This is a genomic window from Sedimenticola selenatireducens (assembly GCF_963675335.2).
Taxonomy (GTDB): domain Bacteria; phylum Pseudomonadota; class Gammaproteobacteria; order Chromatiales; family Chromatiaceae; genus Sedimenticola; species Sedimenticola selenatireducens.
The window spans coordinates 763,786-787,151 of the sequence record NZ_CAXXYC010000004.1; the positions used below are offsets into that span (position 1 = coordinate 763,786).

The 23,366-nt window shown below is 58.9% G+C and carries 19 protein-coding genes; 11 read left to right on the forward strand and 8 right to left on the reverse strand.

Translation table 11 applies throughout. The features are described 5' to 3' along the window. Positions 1-49 precede the first annotated feature (49 nt). Together dtd and typA are read right to left on the reverse strand one after the other, a co-directional pair. Positions 50-487, reverse strand: a complete 438-nt coding sequence (dtd, locus tag ACHZBF_RS14680; RefSeq protein ID WP_321529392.1) for a D-aminoacyl-tRNA deacylase — start codon at positions 485-487, stop codon at positions 50-52. Between the two features lie 429 nt (positions 488-916). Next, on the reverse strand, positions 917-2,737 hold the full coding sequence (gene typA, locus ACHZBF_RS14685; protein ID WP_029131998.1) for a translational GTPase TypA: 1,821 nt from the start codon (positions 2,735-2,737) through the stop codon (positions 917-919). Between the two features lie 514 nt (positions 2,738-3,251). Between typA and ACHZBF_RS14690 the strand changes: the two genes are divergently transcribed. Next, complete coding sequence (locus tag ACHZBF_RS14690; protein WP_029131997.1) at positions 3,252-3,920, forward strand: TIGR04211 family SH3 domain-containing protein; 669 nt, start codon at positions 3,252-3,254, stop codon at positions 3,918-3,920. Positions 3,921-4,083: 163 nt separating this feature from the next. Here ACHZBF_RS14690 and ilvD read toward each other — a convergent pair whose 3' ends face one another. Beyond that, a complete protein-coding gene (ilvD, locus tag ACHZBF_RS14695) occupies positions 4,084-5,934 on the reverse strand; it encodes a dihydroxy-acid dehydratase (RefSeq protein ID WP_321528876.1) in 1,851 nt (616 codons plus the stop codon). Between the two features lie 79 nt (positions 5,935-6,013). After that, positions 6,014-7,096 carry a PQQ-dependent sugar dehydrogenase gene (locus ACHZBF_RS14700; protein ID WP_273439238.1) on the reverse strand — a complete coding sequence of 361 codons (1,083 nt, stop codon included), beginning with the start codon at positions 7,094-7,096 and terminating at the stop codon, positions 6,014-6,016. A 106-nt stretch (positions 7,097-7,202) separates the two neighbouring features. Between ACHZBF_RS14700 and ACHZBF_RS14705 the strand changes: the two genes are divergently transcribed. After that, positions 7,203-7,781, forward strand: a complete 579-nt coding sequence (locus tag ACHZBF_RS14705; RefSeq protein ID WP_288103207.1) for a TetR/AcrR family transcriptional regulator — start codon at positions 7,203-7,205, stop codon at positions 7,779-7,781. Positions 7,782-7,885: 104 nt separating this feature from the next. Further along, positions 7,886-9,031, forward strand: coding sequence for an acetylornithine deacetylase (gene argE, locus ACHZBF_RS14710; protein WP_273439236.1), 1,146 nt, complete (start codon positions 7,886-7,888; stop codon positions 9,029-9,031). An 86-nt stretch (positions 9,032-9,117) separates the two neighbouring features. Here the strand turns inward: argE and ACHZBF_RS14715 are convergent, their stop codons facing one another. Next, positions 9,118-9,642, reverse strand: a complete 525-nt coding sequence (locus tag ACHZBF_RS14715) for a DUF192 domain-containing protein (RefSeq protein ID WP_321528877.1) — start codon at positions 9,640-9,642, stop codon at positions 9,118-9,120. 32 nt (positions 9,643-9,674) lie between these two features. Beyond that, on the reverse strand, positions 9,675-10,541 hold the full coding sequence (locus tag ACHZBF_RS14720; protein ID WP_273439234.1) for a LysR family transcriptional regulator: 867 nt from the start codon (positions 10,539-10,541) through the stop codon (positions 9,675-9,677). A 206-nt stretch (positions 10,542-10,747) separates the two neighbouring features. On the opposite strand from ACHZBF_RS14720, the gene ACHZBF_RS14725 reads away from it, so the two are divergent. From ACHZBF_RS14725 to mgtE, 5 genes are all read left to right on the forward strand, one after another. After that, the gene (locus ACHZBF_RS14725) at positions 10,748-11,257 is read left to right on the forward strand and encodes a hemerythrin domain-containing protein (RefSeq protein ID WP_273439233.1); all 510 of its coding nucleotides are present in this window, start codon (positions 10,748-10,750) and stop codon (positions 11,255-11,257) included. 171 nt (positions 11,258-11,428) lie between these two features. Beyond that, positions 11,429-11,707, forward strand: a complete 279-nt coding sequence (locus ACHZBF_RS14730; protein ID WP_273439232.1) for a hypothetical protein — start codon at positions 11,429-11,431, stop codon at positions 11,705-11,707. Positions 11,708-12,018: 311 nt separating this feature from the next. Next, positions 12,019-13,347: an amino-acid N-acetyltransferase gene (argA, locus tag ACHZBF_RS14735; protein WP_029131988.1), complete on the forward strand. Its 1,329-nt coding sequence runs from the start codon at positions 12,019-12,021 to the stop codon at positions 13,345-13,347. 5 nt (positions 13,348-13,352) lie between these two features. Beyond that, positions 13,353-14,462 (forward strand): cation diffusion facilitator family transporter, encoded by a 1,110-nt coding sequence (locus tag ACHZBF_RS14740; RefSeq protein ID WP_273439230.1) that lies wholly within the window; start codon positions 13,353-13,355, stop codon positions 14,460-14,462. 117 nt (positions 14,463-14,579) lie between these two features. After that, positions 14,580-15,941 (forward strand): magnesium transporter, encoded by a 1,362-nt coding sequence (mgtE, locus tag ACHZBF_RS14745; protein ID WP_029131986.1) that lies wholly within the window; start codon positions 14,580-14,582, stop codon positions 15,939-15,941. A gap of 241 nt (positions 15,942-16,182) precedes the next feature. On the opposite strand, the gene xdp1 is transcribed toward mgtE, so the two are convergent. Then, a complete protein-coding gene (gene xdp1 / locus ACHZBF_RS14750) occupies positions 16,183-16,977 on the reverse strand; it encodes an exosortase-dependent surface protein XDP1 (protein ID WP_273439228.1) in 795 nt (264 codons plus the stop codon). 169 nt (positions 16,978-17,146) lie between these two features. Continuing rightward, complete coding sequence (gene prsT / locus ACHZBF_RS14755; RefSeq protein ID WP_321528878.1) at positions 17,147-19,975, reverse strand: XrtA/PEP-CTERM system TPR-repeat protein PrsT; 2,829 nt, start codon at positions 19,973-19,975, stop codon at positions 17,147-17,149. Positions 19,976-20,149: 174 nt separating this feature from the next. Here prsT and ACHZBF_RS14760 point away from each other — a divergent pair, with 174 nt between their 5' ends. From ACHZBF_RS14760 to ACHZBF_RS14770, 3 genes are all read left to right on the forward strand, one after another. Continuing rightward, on the forward strand, positions 20,150-20,923 hold the full coding sequence (locus ACHZBF_RS14760; protein WP_321528879.1) for a DODA-type extradiol aromatic ring-opening family dioxygenase: 774 nt from the start codon (positions 20,150-20,152) through the stop codon (positions 20,921-20,923). A gap of 99 nt (positions 20,924-21,022) precedes the next feature. Beyond that, complete coding sequence (locus tag ACHZBF_RS14765) at positions 21,023-21,988, forward strand: zinc metalloprotease HtpX (RefSeq protein ID WP_321528880.1); 966 nt, start codon at positions 21,023-21,025, stop codon at positions 21,986-21,988. Between the two features lie 103 nt (positions 21,989-22,091). Then, positions 22,092-23,357, forward strand: coding sequence for a 2Fe-2S iron-sulfur cluster-binding protein (locus ACHZBF_RS14770; protein ID WP_321528881.1), 1,266 nt, complete (start codon positions 22,092-22,094; stop codon positions 23,355-23,357). The last annotated feature ends 9 nt before the right edge of the window (positions 23,358-23,366 follow it).

Genomic DNA, 23,366 nt, shown 5'->3' on the forward strand with positions numbered 1-23,366 from the left:
CGGGGGCGGGCCTCCTACCGCACAGCCCACCGCTCGCGCCCCAGACAGTTCACACCTGCAACCAGAAGGTAACCGGACCGTCGTTGATCAGGCTCACCTGCATGTCCGCACCAAATTGACCAAAACCGACCGGCGCATATCCCGACGCCGCCTGCCGACACAGATAATCGAACAGCTGCGCGCCGATTTCCGCTGGGGCCGCTGTGGAAAAACCGGGGCGGGTCCCCTTTTGTGTATCGGCTGCCAGGGTGAATTGAGGAACCAGCAGCAGGCCGCCGCCGATATCTCTCAGATTCAGATTCATCCGCCCCTCGGCATCCGGAAACACCCGGTAACCGAACAGCCGCTCCAGCAGTCTGTCCGCCTGTCGCTCGCTGTCCCCGGGTTCAACACCCACCAGCACCAACAGACCGCGGTCAATCTGTGCGACCCGGTGGCCGGCAATATCCACATGTGCCGTTGAGACTCGCTGCAGCAGACCGATCAAGCTCATCCTCCTCTCTTCTTTATTGTTTAGGCAGCTCCGCGATTGCGGACATTGCAAGGGTGTAATCAGCATCCTTCAGATTATTCCTACACGGCACCCGGATTCAGCGCACAGCATCTCCCCGGGAACGGTGGCAATCTATAGCTGTCGCCAAATTATGGATGCCAACGGATAGGCAAAACACTTCACGGATGATTCCACGGACGGGAACCCTTTGCCAACCAAGCCCGGCGACATGCCCCGACAGCAGGGAAGGCTGCCGGGGTTTTTTTATTGGCCCCGTCCCGGCGGCGTGTTGCATGGGAACGGTACATTATCAGACACGGATCTACCCGCGATTTTCCTCGCTGAAGCCGCTCCCGCAGACTTGTTTCCCCGACCAAATCAATACCAACATCTTATCGGGACAGAGCCCGTCCATTGGAATCCTCAGTCCGAACTGGTCTCCCGGGACGCCCGCTTCCGTTCATGCTCCTTCAGATGACGCTTACGGATGCGGATGGCGCTGGGAGTCACCTCAACCAACTCATCATTTTCGATGAACTCCAACGCCTGCTCCAGCGAAAAGCGTACCGGCGGGGTCAGGATGATGTTCTCGTCACTGCCGGCGGCACGGATATTGGTCAACTGTTTGCCCTTCAGCGGATTGACCGTCAGGTCGTTGGCCCGCGAGTGGATGCCAATCACCTGCCCCTCATAGACCGCCATGCCGTGCTCAATGAACAGGCGCCCGCGCTCCTGCAGATTGAACAGGGCATAACCCAGCGCCTTGCCGGTGGAGTTGGCGATCATGACGCCGTTATTGCGCGGCGCGATACCGCCGTGCTGGGCCGGACCGTAATGGTCAAACACGTGATAGATCAGGCCGGAGCCGGAGGTGAGGGTCATAAACTCGGTCTGGAAACCGATCAGGCCGCGTGACGGGATGATGTAGTCCAGGCGCACGCGTCCCTTGCCGTCCGGCACCATGTCCTGCAGGTCGCCCTTGCGGCTGCCCAGGGCCTCCATGATGCCGCCCTGATCCTCCTCTTCCACGTCCACGGTGAGCTGCTCATAGGGTTCGCAAACCTCGCCATCCACCTCGCGGAAAATCACTTCGGGACGGGAGACCGCCAGTTCGTAGCCTTCGCGGCGCATGGTCTCCAGCAGGATGGAGAGATGCAGTTCGCCACGGCCGGAGACACGGAATTTTTCCGGGTCGGTGCCCTCTTCCACCCGCAACGCCACATTGTGGATCAGTTCGCGTTCCAGCCGCTCCTTCAACTGCCTTGAGGTGAGGTATTTGCCCTCCTTGCCGGCGAAGGGCGAGGTGTTGACCTGGAAGGTCATGCTCACCGTCGGTTCGTCCACGGTCAGGGGCGGCATGATCTGCGGGTGCTCGGGATCACACAGGGTATCGGATACATTCGGTGCGGCAATTCCCGACAAGGCGACAATATCGCCGGCCGAAGCACTCTCTACCTCAACCCGTTCCAGACCCAGGAAACCAAACACCTTGCCGATCTTTTCCCTGCGCTGATCACCGTCACGGGAAATCAGGGTGATCGGCATATTGCGCCGCACCGTACCGCGGGTAATGCGGCCGACCGCTATCGCACCCACGTAACTGTTGTAGGCCAGGGTCGAAACCTGCATCTGAAACGGCGCATCAGGATCCACGTCCGGGGCACTGCAATTGTTGACGATGGCCTCGAACAGCGGGGTCATATCCCCTTCCCTGGCGCCGCTGTCACTGCTGGCATAGCCGTTGATGGCGGAGGCGTAGATAATCGGGAAATCAAGCTGCTCATCGGTGGCGCCGAGGCGATCGAACAGCTCAAAGGTCTGATCAATCACCCAGTCCGGACGGGCGCCTTCGCGGTCGATTTTGTTGACCACCACAATCGGTTTCAGGCCATGCTGGAACGCCTTCTGGGTGACGAAACGGGTCTGGGGCATCGGCCCCTCCACCGCATCCACCAGCAACAGCACGGAGTCCACCATGGAGAGCACCCGTTCAACTTCGCCACCAAAGTCGGCGTGTCCCGGGGTGTCGACAATATTGATCCGGTAGTCATTCCAGGTGATCGAGGTATTCTTGGAGAGGATGGTGATCCCCCGCTCCTTCTCCAGGTCATTGGAGTCCATCAGCCGCTCCAGTGGCCCAAACCGATCGCCAAGTGTGCCCGACTGCTGCAGGAGCTTGTCGACCAGGGTGGTTTTTCCATGATCGACGTGGGCGATGATGGCGATATTACGTAACTGTTTCATGTGCGGGACCGCGAACCAAGGTAGATTAAAGGCGGCGCATTATATACAACTTCATGATGGCTGGCTCATCTATCCTCTGTATGCGCCCATTTTTCTTCGGTTCGCATTAAGTGTCAGTAAGTTAGAAAAGATTTATAAGGGATAGCTTGCAACAAAAGTGACATCCGCTTGTCACAAAAGCGCTTTGTCGGTTACTCACAGAACCTGTGGATAACTTTGTGGACAAATTCCGGGAAACCGGCTTAAAGCCGCAAGAATGCTATTGTCAGGTTAGATTGATAATTTTTCATACAGTTTATTATCTATAACAATTACAATGACTTACAAATTATGTATAAAAAATCAGTTCACCTGTTGACATCATTTTTTAACTAAGTTAAAGGCACCGGAACAATGTGCATAACAGTGACGCAAACTGACTAAAGGCAAAAAAATTTGTGATCTTCGACTTGGACAGACCGCGGTCTATCTGAAAGAATGCCTGAAAAAATCTACCATCCACATTGAGGTACGCGTGAAAAAATTCCTGACTCTTTTGGCACTGCTGAGTGCGATAGCAAATCTGCAGGCCGAGTCCCGTTACGTGACGGATCAGTTCAAGGTCACCTTGCGCTCTGGAGAGAGCGCCACCCATAAAATCACGCGCATGCTGCCCAGCGGCTATCAGGTAGAGCTGATCAGCAGCAACCCGGACAACGGCTACTCCCTGGTAAAAACCCAGGACGGCACCACCGGCTATATTCTGACCCGGCAGCTGATGCCGATTCCGAGTGCCCGGGATCGCCTGGTCGCGGCAGAGGCAAAGCTGGCCGAGCTGCAGGAGGCTCCCGGACTGCTGAGTGCAAAATTGAGCAAACTGCAGGACGACTACAAGGCCCTCTCCGGCCAGCACCAGAAGCTGCAACAGGAGAAACAGGCGCTGGACGATGAACTGCAATCCATCAAGCGCACTGCCGCCAATGCCGTACGCATCTCCAACGAACGTAATGATTTACGCAAACAGGTAGCCACCCTGACCCGGGAAGCGGAGGAGTTGAAACAGACCAATCGCGAACTGGGCAATGACAGCGCCCAGCGCTGGTTTCTGATCGGTGGTGGGGTGGTGGTTGGCGGTATTATTCTGGGACTGATCCTGCCGAGTCTGCGGGTGCGCAAACGCAAAAGCTCCTGGGGTTCGCTCTAGGGGAACGACCCTCAGGCGACCTGGCCCGACCCTGGCCAATGCCGGCGCCCACGGGGCGCCCTATGGCGTGTACAGCGCAAGGTTGGAACCATAGGGCGGCCGCGCCCACCCTATGGATCGGTATTTAAAAACGCCCCTTGATGTGCATACACAGAGGCAGGTCTCAGCGCTTCAACTGACTGAGATCCCGTACCGCCCCGCGGGCGGCACTGGTGGTCAGGGCGGCATAGGCGCGCAGCGCCTGGGAGACCACCCGCTCACGGTTAACCGGCTGCCAGGCCTGCTCCCCTTTCGCCTCCATGAGTGCCCGGCGATCTGCCAAGACTTCATCGCTGACCACCAGATTAATGGTCCGGCCGGGGATATCGATTTCGATCCGGTCCCCTTCCTGCACCAGCCCGATGGTGCCCCCCTCGGCCGCCTCGGGTGAACAGTGGCCGATAGAGAGCCCGGATGTGCCGCCGGAGAAGCGACCGTCGGTGATCAGGGCACACGCTTTACCCAAGCCCTTGGATTTCAGATAGCTGGTGGGGTAGAGCATCTCCTGCATACCGGGACCGCCCTTGGGCCCTTCGTAGCGGATCAACACCACATCGCCGGCCTGGATCTGATCATGCAGGATGGCGTCCACCGCCGCCTCCTGGCTCTCGAAGATACGTGCCGGACCACTGAATTTGAGAATCGACTCGTCGACGCCGGCGGTCTTGACGATGCAACCCGCCTCGGCCAGGTTGCCGTAGAGCACCGCCAGTCCGCCATCCTGACTGTAGGCGTGTTCGATATCGCGGATACAACCACCCTGACGGTCCAGATCCAGATCGGGCCAACGGGTCGACTGGCTGAAGGCGGTCTGGCTGGGAATGCCCGCCGGACCCGCCAGATAACGACTGCAGGCGGTCTCGTCCCGACTGCGGCCGATGTCCCATTTTTCAATCGCCTGGCCCAGCGTGCCGCTGTGCACGCTGCCGGCGTCGGCATGAATCAGGCCACCCTTCTCCAGTTCGCCCAGGATGCTGATTACCCCACCGGCGCGATGCACATCCTCCATGTGATACTGCTGGGTGGAGGGAGCCACCTTGCTCAGGTGCGGCACCTTGCGCGACAGCCGGTCGATGTCTGCCATGGTGAAATCCACTTCCGCCTCATGGGCCGCCGCCAGCAGGTGCAGCACCGTGTTGGTGGAGCCGCCCATGGCGATATCCAGGCACATGGCGTTCTCGAACGCCGCGAAATTGGCGATGGAACGAGGCAGCACCCCTACCTCGTCCTGTTCGTAATAGCGCCGGGAGATGTCCACCACCAGCCGCCCCGCCTCCAGGAACAGTTCACGGCGATCCTCGTGGGTGGCCAGCAGGGAGCCGTTGCCCGGCAGGCTCAGGCCCAGCGCCTCGGTCAGACAGTTCATGGAGTTGGCGGTAAACATGCCGGAACAGGAGCCGCAGGTGGGACAGGCGGAGCGCTCGATGACGGCCACGTCCTCATCGGACTCGCTGTCATCCACCGCCATCACCATGGCGTCCACCAGATCCAGCTTCAGATCCTTGCCATGCAATCGGGTCTTACCCGATTCCATCGGACCACCGGAGACAAACACCGCCGGGATATTCAGCCGCAGCGCGGCCATCAGCATCCCCGGGGTGATCTTGTCGCAGTTGGAGATGCAGACCATGGCGTCGGCGCAGTGGGCGTTGACCATGTACTCCACCGAGTCGGCGATGATATCCCGCGAGGGCAGCGAGTAGAGCATGCCGCCGTGGCCCATGGCGATACCGTCATCCACCGCGATGGTGTTGAACTCCTTGGCCACGCCACCGGCCTTTTCAATCTCGCGCGCCACCAGTTGCCCCATGTCCTTGAGGTGGACATGCCCCGGCACGAACTGGGTGAAGGAGTTGACCACGGCAATGATCGGCTTGTCGAAATCCCCGTCGGTCATTCCGGTGGCGCGCCACAGGGCGCGGGCGCCAGCCATGTTGCGTCCATGGGTGGTGGTACGGGAACGGTATTGGGGCATGTTCTTCTCCAGCGTCGCGAAATCAACAATTGATTATCTAATTATCCACCATTTGGACCTTTGCAGCACCCCTCGCAGACTAGGGGTTATAAGAGATACGGTAAACCACTCCGGCATGATCATCCGACACCAGCAGTGATCCATCCGGCATCACCAGCAGATCCACCGGCCGGCCAGTCACCCCATCCGGGCTGAGCCAGCCCTCGGCGAACGGGGTATAGGAGGTGACCTGGTCGCCCTCGATGCGCGCCAGTCCGATGCGATAGCCGTCCGGGACAGTGCGATTCCAGGAGCCGTGCTCGGCGATAAACAGCTGCCCCTGGTAGTCGGCCGGGAACTGCTCCCCGGTATAGAAGCGCACCCCCAGTGCGGCCACATGGGCGCCCAGCTTCAGCGCCGGCGGCGTAAACTGGTCACAGGGGCGCTCACGCCCGTACAGCGGGTCGGGGATTTCGCCGCCATGACAATAGGGGTAGCCGAAGTGCATACCGGATTCCGGGGCACGATTTAGCTCATCCGGCGGCAAATCATCCCCCAGCCAGTCCCGACCATTGTCACTAAACCAGAGCACAGCGCTGCCCGGCTGCCAATCAAAACCGACTGAATTGCGCACCCCGGCGGCCATCACCTCCCGTTCGCTGCCATCCGCCTGCATGCGCACAATAGTGCCAAAACCCGGTTCGTCACAGATATTGCACGGGGCACCGATGGCGACGTAGAGCCGTTCATCGGGGCCAAACGCCAGGTAACGCCAGCCGTGGTGAGTCTCTGTTGGCAGGCGGGCCAGCACTGACGGTTCGGGCGGCCGCTCCAACTGCTGCTCGATCCGATCATAACGGACGATACGGTGATTCTCCGCGACATAGAGTGCTCCCTGGCGGAAGGCGATGCCGTTGGGCATGCGCAGCCCATCGAGCAGAACCCGTGGCGGGTCGAAACGGCCATCGCCATCCCGGTCCGTCACCGCATAGACCCGCCCAGAGCGACGGGTACCGATAAACAGCGTCCCCTGATCTCCCAGCGCCATGGAGCGGGCATTCGTCACGTCATCGACGGCAATCTCGATCCTAAACCCGGCCGGTAACCGGATATCCGACAAATCCGCCGCCTGGATCCAGCCACACCAGAACAGCATCGGCAAACCCACTGCTATCAGTCGCATAACTCTGATCCCGGTATCAGTCATAATTAATTAGCATAGTCGATTCCCTTTCCGGCGAAAATTTAGGACTATAATCCAAACCACGACTTGAGCACGATTCAACACTATGACCACAAAAAGCGAACGCACCCAACAGCGCATCATTGATGCCGCCAACCAGCTGTTCTACCGCAAGGGCTACAACCGCACCTCCTTCACCGATGTGGTGGATGAAGCGGAGGTACCGCGGGGAAATATCTACTACTATTTCAAGACCAAGGAGGAGATGCTGCGGGCGGTGATCAAACACCGCATGGAGACCACCACGCTGATGCTGTCGGAGTGGGAGAAGAGCATCAAAACCCCGCTTGATCGGCTGGAGCGGTTCGTGCAGATCATGTATGACAGCACGCCGGCCCTGCTCCGTTCCGGTTGTCCGATGGGATCCCTCAATGTGGAGTTGGCGAAAGACCAGCCGGAACTGAAGAGTGACGCCAAACAGTTGTTTGACCTGTTTCAGCAGTGGCTGGCCAAACAGTTTGCCCAGATGGGTTATCCGGAGGAGGCGCGGGAACTTTCCCTGGAGCTGCTGGCCAGAGGCCAGGGGATCATTGTGATCGCCCAGGTATATCAGGACCCCGGGTTTCTCGAGCGCGGCACCAAGGAGATCAACCGCTGGCTGGAGAATCTCGACCGCTACGCATGAGCGCCGGGGACGCTTGGTGGATGCGCCATCGCTTCTCCACCCTACAGGCCTCCCGTACTGATATAACAAACCCCTATTAATCCATCAGACCCCCAAGAGGATCTATGTCCACACCCGCCCTGATTCCGATGATCGAACAGTTGATCGCCGCCCCCTCGGTCAGCAGTATCAGCCCCCAGTGGGACCAGTCCAATGAGCAGGTGATCCAGCACCTGGCCGACTGGTGCCGCAGCGCGGGATTTCAGGTGGAGGTGCTGCCGATCCCGGGCCATGCCAGCAAGTTCAACCTGGTGGCGAGCGCCGGCAAAGGGCCGGGCGGGCTGGTCCTGTCCGGTCATACCGACACGGTCCCTTATGATGAGCAACGCTGGCAGAGCGACCCGTTCCGGCTGGTGGAACGGGACAACCGGCTCTATGGCCTCGGCACCTCGGACATGAAAGCGTTCTTCGCCCTGGTGCTGGAGGCGGTAAGGGGGCTGGATCTGAGCCAATTGAAGCAACCCCTGACGCTGCTGGCCACGGCGGATGAAGAGAGCAACATGTGCGGCGCCCAGTCCCTGCTCGAGACCAACCGCCGGCTCGGCCGCTACGCAGTGATCGGCGAACCGACCGGACTCAAGCCGGTTCGCATGCACAAGGGCATCAGCATGGAGATCATCCGTCTGCACGGGCGCTCCGGCCACTCCAGCAATCCGGCGCTCGGGGTAAACGCGCTGGAGGGAATGTATCGGGTGATCGGGGATATCCTGGCCTGGCGCGATGAACTGCAGGCGCGTCACAAAAACCCGCTGTTCGAGGTGGAGGTGCCGACTCTCAACCTGGGACACATCCACGGCGGTGACAATCCCAACCGCATCTGCGCCAGCTGCGAGCTGCAGATCGATCTGCGGCCGCTGCCGGGCATGGTATTGCAGGATCTGCATGACGAGCTGGCACAGCGTCTGGAACGGCTGATGTCGGGCAGCGAACTGCGCCTGGAGATCATCACCCCCTTCCCTGGTATCCCGTCCATGGAGACCGCCGCCGACAGCGAGATTGTGCGCACTGCCGAACAGCTTACCGGCCACACCGCGTCATCCGTCGCCTTCGGTACCGAGGCACCCTATCTGCAGCAGCTGGGCATGGAGACCCTGATCCTGGGACCGGGCGATATCGATCAGGCGCATCAGCCCAACGAATTTATCGGGCTGGAGCGCATCCAGCCGATGGTCGGCCTGCTGCAGGGACTGATCCGCCGCTTCTGTCTTTGATAGTCTGATCGGGGAGCGTTTCGTTAGCCGTGAATAAACGCAAATGGACGCGAATAGCGCATTGAAGGTGCGGATTTATCCGCCACTCACTCCCCGGTCATGGCATACGGGAGCTTAAGACGCGACCCGGGAAGCAGGGCATAGTGGTCAAACCAACCCCGGTTCATCTCCAGTGCATACAGGGTTCCCGGTGGCGAATGATACAATTGCTCGCCACCATCCGGTTGCATCGACATCACCGACTGCAATACACCATGGCGATCAAAGAAACCCACATCCAGTGGTAGCCGGGTATTGAGCATCCACAGGCTCACCTCCTGCGGCTCGGGAAAAATCATCAGCATCCCCTCATCCTTGCCAAGCAATTCACGGTGCATCAGGCCACGCTGGCGCTGCCTGGGGGTGGCGGCCACTTCCACCCGGGCGTTGATGTTGTTTACCTGAACAGTCACCCGGCGGGACTCCAGGCAACCCACCAGCGAGAGGATGGTAAACAGCAGCAATAGCAAGTAGCTTGATTTGTTCTGCTTCAGCACTGCACTTTCTGTCTTATCAAATAGACAATAACCGGTTAACGGCTGATTGTAGTATTCGACGATGTTTGAAGACAATCATGAAGCCTGATGACGCCAGTCCCTGCCGGTCAGGACGCTGCCTGGGCCATAACCGTATCCGCCACCCGATGCAGGGCGGCAACGGTGGGGATGACCAGGGGATTATTACTCGCACCGGGATAGACCACGTAGGCCGGCAACTGGAAGCTCGGCGCCCCGTCTACCCGGTACAGTCGCCCCTGCAGGATAAGATCCTGCACCAGGCGACGCGGGAAATAGCCCGATCCCCCATCCGTGAGGATCAGTTGCAACCCCAGCCAACTGATACCGACAATGAGACGGGGGCTGCTCAACTCCGGCAAACTGCCGCTTAACTGAGTCAGAAATTCGGGTCCCCAGTCCACATGTACGTAGCAGTCCGGATCGGGCACTTGCGTGGCCTGCCCCCGACTGGTGACCAGCACCAGCTCCTCTTCCAGCAGGCGCTCAACCTGGAGTGTCGGTCGGTTTTGCGGGGTATACATGATGCCGATATCCAGGCTGCCATCCACCAGCGCCTGCATCAACCCCTCCTCGAAGCCGATCTGTGCCCGGATCTGAATATCGGATCGCTCCGCGCGCATGTTCTCCAGCAGACGCAGCAGCAGCCCGTCCCACAGGCCAAAGCGCCCACCAATGGTCAAAGAGCCATTGAATTCCCGGGCCACACCGATCTCATGCCTGGCACGCTCGAGGGTCTGGACCATATTGGCGGCATAACGGAGAAACCGCCTGCCGCTGGGAGTCAACACGGCACCAGCCTTGTTGCGGACGAAAAGATCGCAACCGAGATACTCCTCCAGGGTACGGATTCTACGACTCACAGCCGCCTGGGTGACATGCAGGGTTTTCGCGGCCCGGATAAAACTTCCGGTATCCACCACTTTTAGAAAGGTACGAGCAAATTCAATATCCATCGAGTCACCACCGAAAGCGTCCGCCAAATATAATATAACAATATTTAATATTAACGTTGATTATTTGTCGTTTGTGTAATCAAAAACCCTGGGATAGGGTGGATCCGTAGGACAAACTCACGAAATGGGAGGATACGTACTATTCCTGCGGGATACCCCCTCCCTTGCCTTTCCCGGTCAATTCATGCAGCGGGGCACTGACACTGATGAAGCATCTGCTCGAATTACTCAAGTGGGATCACCTGCGTTTTTCGGCGCTGCTAAACTACCTAGTAGGTATTGTTGACGGCGTGGAACAGGGCGACGAACCGGATTATGCCGAACTCATCGAGTTGATCACCTACCTGAAACCTGGCCTGAAGGGCCGCCACCAGGCGGAAGAGCAGGCGCTGTGGCAGACGCTTTTACAATACGCCGGCCCGAGAGGGCAGGTAGTGACCGAATTGGAGGCAATCCATCAATCGGTGATTGACAGTGGCGAGGCGCTGGAAAACGACATCCGTACGGCACAAGAGGGTAGCTGGCTTTCGCCCGACCGACTGCGGCAACTTACCGACGACTTTGTCCGGGCGTTCCGGGAACAGATGGAGATTGAAGAGCAGAGCCTTTTTCCACTGGTGGAGTCGGTCATTCCCGACATCGAGTGGTGCGGTGATACCACCTCGGTGAACGACAGGGGCAAACCGCTCCCGAGCAAAATTGACTGGCAATTCTAATGCTCACCGCCCCGCAGGCCGCGGTCTGCCCCAGCAATTTGATCACCAGCCCCGGGGAGGTTCACTGATCTGGCAATGCTGAAACAACACCGTGCAAGGGGAGCAGAAACAGACGCTGAGTCCGCGAGGATGACAGCATATTGAAATCGACACAGACAGGAGCACCAAACCATGTCTCACAAATCTCCCCCGCTCGCTTCAAGACACCCCCCCCGTACAGCTGAAGCCCGTCTGCAATCACTGTTTAGTGGTTATGACGGTTTCGGCATGATTATCTATTTCTGGGCTCTGATCGGTTCCTTTATTGCCGCCATCACGCTCATTGCGGCCGGCTTCGCTTTCTGGAACTGGTGGGTGCTGTTCCTCGGCCTGCTCGCCGTACGCAGCTATGCCTACCTGGGCAGAATCGGACAAGACCTGATGGACAAGATCTCGCCGTACGATGGCTAGGAGTCTGCCGAGGGTTGCGTCTCCGTCACGCTTTCGTGGGGCGGGCATCCTCCAAACCCACTTTACAGTGCGGGCCGTGCCCGCCTTCCGATCGGTGAAATGATTCCCGGCGCCCACGGGGCGCCCCATGACCAGGCATCAGGTCACAGCATCAGCCGATCAAGCAGCCAGCAACGTAACCTGATAGATCAGGCAATGCCTGATTATCTCGGGTTAAGCGCTCGAATTATTCCGTAATGCAGTTTACATTAAGGGCTCAGGCCAGACTTGGACCTTCACCCTGAATGTTGGCGCTAACGGGAACAGTACGCGTGGCAAATAATAGAAAAAACAAGCATGACCCTTTCGTCGATTGGTTTCGCAACTCATCACCCTATATCCATGCCCACCGGGGCAAGACGGTGGTCATCCTGTTCGGCGGCGAGGCGGTAGCCGAGGAGAGCTTCGCTGATCTGATTCATGACATCTCCCTGATGCACGGACTCGGCATCAAGCTGGTGCTGGTGCACGGTGCACGTCCGCAGATTGAAGAGCGGCTCGGGCTGCACCAGACTGAAATGCAATACATCAACGGTCTGCGCGTCACCGATGAGGCGGCGCTGGCCTGCGTCAAGGACGCCACCGGCGCGGTGCGGGTCGAGATTGAAGCACGCCTCTCCATGGGGCTGGCCAACTCACCCATGGCGGGGGTGCATATCCGGGTGGTCTCCGGCAACTTCGTCACTGCGCAACCGATCGGCATCCGCAACGGGATAGATTACGGCCACACCGGCATGGTGCGGCGTATCGACGCCGACGCGATCCAGCGCGTGGTGGATGCGGGCGCCATCGCCCTGGTGCCATCACTGGGCTATTCACCCACCGGCGAGGTGTTCAATCTCGGCGCAGCCGACGTGGCCAGTGCCGTGGCCATTGCCCTTGGTGCCGACAAACTGATTATGCTGATCGAAGGCAAGGGGGTCACCGACACCCGGGGGAAAGTACTGACCAATGTGATACCACGGGAGGTGGAGTCGATAATGCAGCGGCGCAGAAGCCTGCCGGAGGAGCTGGTGCAGCAGTTGAACTGCGCGGTAAAAGCGTGCCGGGGCGGAGTCAAACGGACCCACTTGATCGGACGCCAGATGGATGGCGCCCTGCTCAAGGAGCTGTTCACCCGTGATGGTGTCGGTACCCTGCTGACCGCCGAACCCTATGAAGAGATTCGCGGCGCGCGCATCGACGACATCGGCGGCATTCTGGAGCTGCTCGGGCCACTGGAGACCAACGGCACCCTGGTACGCCGTTCACGGGATCTGCTGGAAACCGAGATTGAGCGCTTCACCGTGGTGGAGCTGGATGGCACCATTATCGGCTGCGCCTCCCTGCATCCCTATGTGGAGGAGCGGATCGGCGAACTGGCCGGTGTCGCGGTGCATCCGGCTTACCGCAACAGCGGGCGCGGCGACGCCCTGCTCGCCCACATGGAGAGGCGGGCGCTGAGTGCCGGCATCAACCGGCTGTTCGTGCTTACCACCCAGACGGCACACTGGTTCCGGGAGCGGGGATTCGTTCCGACCCAGGTCAATACCCTGCCGATGGCCAAGCAGCAGCTGTATAACTATCAGCGCAATTCCAAAGTATTCATCAAGGGACTGTGACCGGTATGGCTCACGGTTCCAGGACGGCTGTACTGACGGCCATTGTCTCCAACGCCATTGTCACGGTGATCAAGTTTATCGCCGCCCTGATCAGTGGCTCGGCAGCCATGATGAACGAGGCGGTCCACTCCCTGATGGATACTCTCAACCAGGGATTCCTGTTGATCGGATTGCGTGAAGGAGAGCGACCCGCTGATCAGTTCTATGCCTTCGGTCATGGCCAGAAAAAGTATCTCTGGAATCTCTGGAGCGCCATCGGCCTGTTCTCCATCGGCTCCGGCCTGGGTCTTGCCCACGCCTGGCACTCCTGGCACGATCTTGGGCAGAACACAGCAGCGGAGCCGGTCACCATCCTCGACCTGACGCTGAACCCGCTCTGGGTCAATCTGACCGTGCTGGCCATCGCCTTTCTGCTCGAAGGTTACTCCTTTCTGGTGGCTCTCAAGGCTTTTCTGCAAAAGATGCGTCTCACCAAAGTCACCAATCCATTCCGCTTTCTACTCCTGGCAGACGATCCGACCCTGGTGGCAGTGGTGCTGGAGGACTCAGTCGCCATGCTCGGACTGGCGTTCGCCGCGTTGGGAGTCGGCCTCACCGCGCTCACCGGCAACGGCGTCTGGGACGTGGGTTTCTCCGCCCTGATCGCGGCCATGCTCGGCATGATCGCCTTCTATCTCGGTTACACCAACATGCGCTTCCTGGCGGACATGCGCGACAATGAGGCGGAGGCGCTGTTTCTGAATATCGTTGCCGCACATCACCAGGTGGAGCGCTGCCATGATCTGCGCTCTATCATCATTGACGAGACGCATACTATCCTGGTCGCCGAGGTGGAACTGCGCGAGGAGGCCGTGGTGCCGGGTCTGCATGAGCGCATCCAGACCGAGCGTGAGGCGATTCTGAGCCAGCTACCTGCGAAACGCAGGGACGATGCCAGGCTGCACTGCTATGCCGCAGCAAGGGCGGCCGTTATTGTCAGCCTGAAACGGACTGAAGAGATCATTGATGAGCTGGAAGCAAACATCAGGCAGCGGCTGCCGCGGGTCAGCCATATCACCCTGGAAGTCGAAGGCATCAGCCAGCCCGCAGAGCTACCCGACGAGCCCCCTCCCTGAGCATCACCCCCGACCTGCTGTCACAGACACCTTCTACACTCTGTATAGACCCTCCTGTCCGACAGACAGGCCGCTCAACCCAATACCTTCCCAACAGTCGGGACAAAAGCGCAAATCATGACCAGTGAAAACGAAACCTCTCCATCCCAGACCCCGTTACTGGACCAGATCATTGCCGATCTGGAGACCGGCCGCCAAGAGGCACTGACCCAGACCCTGCTCGCCACCCACCCGGCGGAGGTGGCCAGCCTGCTCGAATCCCTGCCGCCCGAGCAGCGCAGTGATCTGTGGGAAGCGGTCCCCGTGGCACAGGAGAGCGAGGTACTCTCGTTTCTGCACGATGAGGCACGCACCACCATTGTCGATGAGATGGACCCGGGTGAGCTGGTTGCGGCCGCCGGATCGATGGCACCGGAAGATCTGGCCGAGTTCATTGACGAACTCCCCGAGGATCTGACCAGCAACCTGCTGCTGGCGCTGGACACAGACCACCGGAAACGTCTCGACAGCGTACTCAATTACGAGGAGGGAAGTGCCGGACGACTCATGAGCACCGACGTTATCAGCGTGCGCAAGGACGTCACTATTGCCGTGGTGATGCGCTGGCTGAGGCGACACGAGTCCCTGCCGCCCCACACAGACAGCCTGATGGTGATCGATGACGAGGGTGACTATCTCGGCAAGCTGGATGTCTCGGATGTATTGACCAGCAACCCCGCCACCCTGGTCGAGGCGGTGATGCAACCGGAGGCTGTCACCGTCCGTGCCGATCTCAGCGAGCATGATGTGGCCACCCTGTTCGAGCGCCGCGACCTGATCTCGGTGGCGGTACTGGACACCAGCGGCAAGCTGCTGGGGCGCATCACCATCGACGATATCGTCGATGTCATCCGTGAAGAGTCCGACCGCACCCTGCTGCGCAGTGCCGGCCTCAATGAAGAGGAGGACATGTACGCGCCGGTACTGCCCAGCGCCCGCCGCCGTGGCCTGTGGCTGGGCATCAACCTGATTACCGTGTTTGCCGCCGCCTGGGTCATCGGCCGCTTTGAGGAGGCGCTGGATCAGATCGTGGCCCTGGCCGTGCTGATGCCGATCGTGGCCAGCATGGGGGGCATCGCCGGCAGCCAGACCCTGACCCTGACCATACGCGGCCTGGCGCTGAACCAGATCGCCAGTGCCAACGTGCGCTGGCTGACCATCAAGGAGCTGCTGGTGGGCGCCGTCAACGGCGTGGTCTGGGCGCTGGTGGTCTCCCTGGTCACCTATCTCTGGTTTGGCGAACCGGGTATTGCCATCATCATCGGCACGGCCCTGATACTCAATCTGCTGGCGGCAGCCCTTTCCGGTATCGCCATCCCACTGCTATTGAACCGCTGGGGCATCGACCCGGCACTGTCGGGCGCGGTAATCCTCACCACCGTTACCGATATCATCGGCTTCCTCAGCTTCCTTGGCCTGGCCACACTGTTTCTGATCTGACCACCGACCGGCGCGAATAACGCCACACCCGGCCATCCTTCGGCTCTGGCATCCTCGACAACCAGTTCCCGGCGTTGTCTACCACCGCCATCCCTGGCGGCGTGCTTCGTTCTACATCCACCATCCCTGGAGTCGTGGCCTACGCGGTATAAGTCCGTCCCCAGGCAAAAAAACGGGCTACCGGATTGCCCCGGTAACCCATCAGGTATCACTTCCTTAACGCTATTTATTATTTCTAGGGCTAGGCCTGCAAGGCGTGGCCTGACTCTCTGCGATTTGCCACCACCTGGCCGCGCATTACCGTGATAAGGAGCACGCCACCCAGCAGCAGCAGGGTAGAGGGCTCCGGCACCTCGTTGGATGGCCCGGTGCCACCGACGCTGGCCAACTTGAAGAAATCATTACCGTAGTAATTGGTATTACTGGTGCCACCCAGGTTCGGGTTCAGCGCACTGATCAGCCAGTAACTGGAAGAGACCTCCGCGGGATTCACCGCGGTAGTAGCGGTGCCGGGGTTGTAGTAACTGCCGATGGTGGACCAGCCGTTGCTGGCCAAATCACCGTACCCCATGGCACTCAGATTGGAGCTGCCGCCACCCGTATAGGCGCTCATGGAGAAATCGGAATCGCCACTGACCCAACCAAACTTCACCTGATCCAGGGTAACCGCGGTACCGCCGAAATAGAGCAAAATGGAATCAATACGGTACTGGTTGTCGGTTGCATGTTCGGGGCTGCCCTGATTCACGTCGTCCGGGCTGGTGACACCTAAGCCACCTGAATATCTGTAGATGCTCCGCTTCACCAGGTCACCGCTGCCGTAGTTGCTGGAAGTATTGGCAGCGGAAATGGAATTCGACCAGGCCGTGGCCGTGACGCTGGGAGCCCCGCCGCTACCACTGAATGTCATGCCGGAACTGTTTCCAGTGTATGAACCGGTAAAGCTCCAGGACCAGTCTGCCGCCGCACCGCCTGATAGCAGCAGGGCCAGAATTCCGGGGATTAAGATTGCCGTGACTTTCTTGCTATTTTTCATATATGCAACCCTGGCAGTAATTTTATTATTCGTACGGTCTTGGTGGCCGTTACAAACCTTTGCAGATAAACCTCAGCAATATACATACCAAAATTAATTACGCTTACTACTCAAATAGTTACATCAGTAATTTTTATTTAATCAGGTCGGAATGTAAAAAAACCCGACACTAATTCCCGGTTGACAACTGCTCCAACAAGGACTTTGCCTGGACCAGATCGGCAAACTCATCACCTGATCCAACCAACTCCTGCAACTCCTGTCGGGCTTCATCCTTGCGTCCCAGCGCAACCAGCGCGGCAGCGATATGAAACCGAATACCCTTGTTTGAAGCCTCCCTGAGGCTGGCATTGCGCAGATAGCGCAGGCCCTCGGCGGGCTTGCCTGTTGTTACCAGTATCCAGCCGAGGGTGTCGTTGATGGCGGGATTCTCCGGCGCCAGTTCCTGCGCCGTGCGCGCCAGGGCCAAGGCGCCGTCCTGACCCTGCCTGAAGCGGATCATCGAGAGATTGTTAAACACCTCAGGATCCTTGCTGTCGGCATTGATCAGCGCCTCGTAGACCACCTCCGCCGCACGCAGATCCCCAAGACGCAGGTACCCTTCAGCCAGCGCCTTTTTTAATGGGCGGCGATCACGCTCCCCGGGAATCGCCTCTATTTTTCCCTCCAGAAGTTTCACTCCGGTCTGTACATCGCCGGCGAACAGATAAGCCTGGTAGAGCCGCAGCACAGCATCCTGCGTACCCTCCATTTCCATGGCTTTTTTGTAACCGGCAATGGCCATGGCGAACTCACCCCGCAGCATGGCCAGTTCGGCCTGTAAACGATAACCGTCCGGTTCGTTCGGATGAAAACGCATGAGCTGGCTAATGATCTTTTCGGCCGGCTCGGGTTTCCCCGATGCAAGCTGAACTTCGGCCAGGGCGACCTGGGCCGGCACAGAACGGGGGTTATCTTCCAGCACTTTCATCAGTGCCCAGGCGGCTCCTTCCAGATCCCCTGCCGCGCGCAACAAACCGGCGGCATCCAGCAGCACCGGCGCATTATAGCCTGCCGCGTTGGACATGCGCCGAAACTGGGTTCTCGCCATGTCATGGTTATTCTGGGCCAGATGACCGAGCCCGATCAGACGCATCACCTGAATGTCATCCGGAAACAGACGCTCAAGCGTCTGTATATGCTGATTGAGTTCATTGACCATACCCAACTTGATATAGAGTTCACCCAGGTAAAGGTTGTTTGTAACCGATTGCTCATCCAGCGCAACTGCCTTGAGTATCAGCTCAACCGCCACCTCCGGTCTGCCGGCGGCCTCCTCGAGCCTGGCCTCTTCAAGCATGACCAGTGTGTTTCCCGGGTGATTCGCCCTGGCCTTTTCGATGCGGTTTCTGGCCTGCTTCATCCTGCCTGCGGCCAGGTCGATCTTGACCAGATTTAACTCCGCACCAAGAAATTTTTCATCTTGCTTCAGTATCTGTTCAAGGTGAGCGGTAGCGGCCGGTATCTCCCCGGCCGCAATCTCAGCCGATGCCAGCAGGTTCACCAGTGTCAAATCTTGCGGGTTGCGTTCACTGAGAAGTTTGGCAATTTTGACTGCCTGGGCATTCTCGTTACGCCTGAGATGCTCCAGGACCAGGGTTACCCCGGCCAATCGCGCCTCCTCTGTTGCAGCGAACACCTCACTCAACTGTTCCACCCCGGCTTCGCTCTGCCCCTGAGCCAGATAGCCCAGGGCGATTTGGGTGCGAGCCTCCACCGCATCACCACCCTGCTTTACCGCCCGATCCAGCAGCTCGATCGCCCGCAGGTACCGCCCCTGTTTCATGTACGCCGTTCCCAGCATGGTCAGCAATCTATAGTCATTCGGTATCTCTTCGAGTGCCGGTTTGAGTACCCGGATCACCCTGTCGTACTGACCTCTGTCAAACAAAATGGAACCCATCAGCTTGCGTGCTCCTGGATTCCCCGGAGCCCGCCTGACATAAAGCTCCAGGCCGGCATAGGCCTCATCCATCTTGTTCAGGCTGTAATCGATCAGGCTCGATAACAGCAGGGTCTCCAGATGCGCCTGTTTCACATCGGTGGGAAGTTTGGCCATGATGCCGTCGGCCTCCAGCATCGCCTCCCTGGATGCCGATGCATCGCCGAGACGGGAGTGGGCCACGCCACGCAGATAGGCGACCTGGGGATCAAAGGCTTGTTCCTTGCCGATCTTATCCAGCACCTCCAGCGCCAGGCCATACTTACCCATATCCATGTAGGTGCCGGCCATGGAGACCTGGACCTTGTAATTGTCCGGGTTCAATTCCAGCGCCTTGCGATATGCGTTGATCGCCGCATCAAATTGATGCCGCGCATGGGCAACCGAGCCCTTGGTGTGCCACACACCGGAGTCCTGCGGCCCCAGATCCATCGCCTGCCGCAAGATCCCGTCTATGGCGTTGAAGTCACCTTTTCGCAGAAGCACATTGACCAGCCCCAATAGCGGGCTGGTCGCGGCCGGATTGAATGTTGCAGCCTTTCTGAAGGCCTGCTCCGCAGGATCAATCTCACCCAGCTCCAGGTAGGCGCCCCCCCGGATCGTCATGATCTCCGCATTCAGATCCGGGGAAAATTCACCCTCATGGATCTCATCCAGAATCTGCCGGTACTTTCTCTGCTGCCGATAGGCTTGCCCCAGGGGTATCGAGACAAGCGCCCGATCAGCCCCCAGCCGCAAGGCCGTATCCAGCTCCCGCTCAGCCAGGGCACCTTCACCCTGTTGCAGGTATGCCCGTCCCAGCAGCAGGTGTGCCGCCAGGAATTCCGGATCATCCCGCAGCGCATTCTTCAGATGGATAACTGCCGTTGCCAACTCCTTTTGCTGGAACTTGATCAATGCCTCCTCATACAGGGAGGCAATACCCTGCCGCTCTACAACGGCCATTGCAGATCCGCCATACCCCACACCCAGCAGGCAAACCATGCCGGCAGCCTTGAAAAATTGTTTTGTATTCATGATTTGCAAAGTATCGCCATCCCGATGACTCGATTAACCGCCCTGATTTGTTCTGACAGCCGATTGATCAGTTGCACGCCCACAACCATAAACACCCTGACTGATTCAGGCAACCATCCTCCGCACGGGAGGTCTGTTAATCTATAGCGGCCGAACTGAATCCGAGAACAGCCCATGATGCCCCACTACCCCACACTCTTTATCTCGCACGGCGCACCCGACTTTATCCTGACGGAACAGGAGGCGGTCACGGCTCTCAGGGAGATTGGTGAACGTTTCCCGCAACCACGGGCGATTGTCGTCATCTCCGCCCACTGGACCCGCCATCCGCTTGGCATCACAGCGGGAACGGCACACCAGACCATCCATGATTTCGGTGGTTTTCCCGAAGCGCTCTATCAGTTGGCCTATCCGGCCAAAGGCGATCCCGAGCTGGCCACCAGCATTGCCGACAGCCTGACAACCCATGGCTTTGACACCGAACTGATATCTGACCGGGGACTTGATCACGGCGTCTGGATACCATTGATGCTGAGTTACCCGCAAGCGGATATTCCGGTAGTCCAGGTCTCACTTCCCTCCGGTGAACTGAAGGAGTGCGCCCGTCTGGGCAAAGCACTGATGCCGCTACGCGAGCACGGCATGCTGATTATCGGTTCCGGTGGCTCGGTGCATAACCTGGGCGCCATGAACCGGGAAGGGCACACCGATGCCTGGGCCAGCGGATTTGAGTCCTGGTTACAGAAGGCCGTGGAAGGTAACCGCTTCGACGATCTGCTGACAGCCGAACAGGCCACTCCGCTGTTTCGCACCGCCCACTCGACGCTCGAACATTTTGCTCCACTGGTGACTGCCTGGGCTGCGGGTGATCAGACCAGACCGGGCAAACGCCTGCACCACAGTTTCACCTACGGCAATATCGGCATGTCGATGTTTGAGTTTCACTGATGGCAAATTCTCCCGACAAGCAATGGCCAGGTTGAAAAACAGCACCGGACACACAATGCTACAAATGGCAACGCACCTTGTTACAACCCATACGCAACCATGAATCAAAAACTGACCAATGATCACAAGTTACGCAATCTGGGACACACCCTGCTACTGATCGGGAGCATGGCGCTGTTGCTGGCGCTGATCAGTGAACTGCTGTTTGGCGAAGGGGTCTGGCCCTGGGTGTTCGCCGGGGTAATACTCGCCATGAGCACCCTGCCCGACATCTCACCACACTGGTTGTTGCGGCTATATCAGGCACGGCGGATTTATCCCAACGAAGCACCGGACCTGACCCGGCTGATGGAGGAGATCGGACGACGTACCGGTGTCAGCCCCACACCCACCCTATACTGGATTCCCAGCAGCACCAGCAACGCCTTTTCGGTTGGTAGCCGTGACGATTCCGCCATTGCCCTCACCGACGGTCTGCTGAAGCTGCTGAATCCGCGGGAACTGGCCGGGGTGCTGGCCCATGAAACCAGCCATATCATCAACCATGATATGCGCCTGATGAATCTGGCGGATCTGATCAGCCGCCTCACCCATATGCTGTCGATGATCGGCATCCTGCTGGCCTTTATCTCTCTGCCACTGGCACTGCTGGGCATGGCCCCGCTGCCGCTGTCGGGTCTGCTGTTGTTAATCGTGGCACCCACCCTCAGTGCGTTGCTGCAACTGGGCCTCTCCCGTGTAAGGGAGTTCCAGGCAGATTTGAGTGCGGTGCGTATAACCGGCGACCCGGAGGGCCTCGCTTCTGCGCTCGGCAAGATCGAGCATCGGCATGCCAGCCTGTGGCAACGCATCCTGCTGCCGGGTTATCGCGACCCGGAGCCTTCACTGCTCAGAACCCACCCCGATACCGCCGAGCGCGTGCGGCGTCTGCTGGAACTCCGGGACGAGGCGGAAACGCTTGCCCGTCCGATTTTTCCAGGTATAGGCAAGAACACTCGGTTGCCGGGTAGTTTTCATACATTGCGATCACCGCGTCACCGACTGTTTTTCAGGACCTGGCACTAAACAGCACCACCAGTTTTCAGCTTCATTTCATCACCCCGTGTAATCATTCGACGTAGAAAGTCAATGAATCGGACTGACACTTGGTCCGCGGGGTGGACAAAACATGACAACTGGAATCCTTGCAATAATTATCTTTGCGGCGATTGTTGTTCAGGTGACCATCATCATGCTGATCAGCCTCTACCGTCGCCGCAAACAGTTCAGGGCGGGGGCATCCGCTCTCTCCGGAATGCAGCCGTCCGCCAGTCCAGACGTCCCGGCAACTGCTGAAGCGAACGCCTGGAAAGGGTTCAGGCAATTTGTGGTTCAGCGCCGGAAACTGGAAGATGCGCAAGGCTCCATCTGCTCATTTTATCTGGCACCGGCCGATGGCAAACCCCTGCCGCCGTTCAAGCCAGGGCAGTTTCTGACCTTTAAGCTGGACATAGAGGCGCCGGCGCCCCAGGCGGGCAAATCCGTGATTCGCTGTTACTCCCTGTCCGACAGCCCTGATCCGAACCACTATCGGGTATCAATCAAGCGGGTGCCGGCCCCAGCCGACCGACCGGAACTGCCGGCCGGTGTCTCATCAAACTATTTCCATGACCGGGTGACGGAAGGTACCCATCTGCAGGTCCGCGCCCCGTCCGGCCATTTTCACCTGATCCAGGAATCCACCCTGCCGGTGGTACTGATCGGGGGAGGTATCGGCATTACACCCATGCTCAGCATACTCAATACCCTGCTGCAAACGGGCAGCCAGCGGGAGATCTGGCTGTTCTACGGTATCCGCAACGGCAGCGAGCAGATCATGCGGGAGCAGCTCCTCTCGCTGGCGGAAAAACACCGCCATTTTCATCTGCACTGCTGCTACAGCAACCCAACCGCCAACGACGTTGAAGGTATTGATTTCCAGCACCGGGGACGAGTGGATATCCCACTGCTACGCGCCACCCTGCCGTTGACGCGTCATCAGTTTTACATCTGCGGCCCCAAGTCGATGATGGAGAGCCTGGTTCCCGGCCTGGAAGCCTGGGGTGTGCAGAGCAGCGACATCTATTACGAATCCTTCGGACCCGCGACGCTCATCCGGCACGACAAACCCGAAACAGACAACCCTGAAGTGGCTGACAACAATATCACCGTGACCTTCAGCAAATCCGGCAAGCAGATCCCCTGGGACTGGAATAGCGGTTCGTTGCTGGAGTTTGCCGAGACACAAGGCATCGATGTGGACTCCGGCTGTCGGGCCGGCAGCTGCGGCGGCTGTCAAACAGCCATCGAGTCCGGCGAGGTGGAGTACAACCAGCAGGCCGATGCGGATGTGCAGCCGGGTCACTGCCTGCTATGCATCACCCGTCCCAAGAACAACCTGACCCTGGCTGCTTAGGACCTGTTA

Coding starts and splice junctions, on each gene's coding strand:
- ACHZBF_RS14760 (WP_321528879.1), top strand. CDS start 20,150: ATGATGCCCCACTACCCCACACTCTTTATCTCGCACGGCGCACCCGAC.
- ACHZBF_RS14740 (WP_273439230.1), top strand. CDS start 13,353: ATGGCTCACGGTTCCAGGACGGCTGTACTGACGGCCATTGTCTCCAAC.
- ACHZBF_RS14720 (WP_273439234.1), bottom strand. CDS start 10,541: ATGGATATTGAATTTGCTCGTACCTTTCTAAAAGTGGTGGATACCGGA.
- ACHZBF_RS14705 (WP_288103207.1), top strand. CDS start 7,203: ATGACCACAAAAAGCGAACGCACCCAACAGCGCATCATTGATGCCGCC.
- prsT (WP_321528878.1), bottom strand. CDS start 19,975: ATGAATACAAAACAATTTTTCAAGGCTGCCGGCATGGTTTGCCTGCTG.
- ilvD (WP_321528876.1), bottom strand. CDS start 5,934: ATGCCCCAATACCGTTCCCGTACCACCACCCATGGACGCAACATGGCT.
- typA (WP_029131998.1), bottom strand. CDS start 2,737: ATGAAACAGTTACGTAATATCGCCATCATCGCCCACGTCGATCATGGA.
- ACHZBF_RS14770 (WP_321528881.1), top strand. CDS start 22,092: ATGACAACTGGAATCCTTGCAATAATTATCTTTGCGGCGATTGTTGTT.
- argE (WP_273439236.1), top strand. CDS start 7,886: ATGTCCACACCCGCCCTGATTCCGATGATCGAACAGTTGATCGCCGCC.
- ACHZBF_RS14700 (WP_273439238.1), bottom strand. CDS start 7,096: ATGCGACTGATAGCAGTGGGTTTGCCGATGCTGTTCTGGTGTGGCTGG.
- ACHZBF_RS14725 (WP_273439233.1), top strand. CDS start 10,748: ATGAAGCATCTGCTCGAATTACTCAAGTGGGATCACCTGCGTTTTTCG.
- ACHZBF_RS14730 (WP_273439232.1), top strand. CDS start 11,429: ATGTCTCACAAATCTCCCCCGCTCGCTTCAAGACACCCCCCCCGTACA.
- xdp1 (WP_273439228.1), bottom strand. CDS start 16,977: ATGAAAAATAGCAAGAAAGTCACGGCAATCTTAATCCCCGGAATTCTG.
- mgtE (WP_029131986.1), top strand. CDS start 14,580: ATGACCAGTGAAAACGAAACCTCTCCATCCCAGACCCCGTTACTGGAC.
- ACHZBF_RS14765 (WP_321528880.1), top strand. CDS start 21,023: ATGAATCAAAAACTGACCAATGATCACAAGTTACGCAATCTGGGACAC.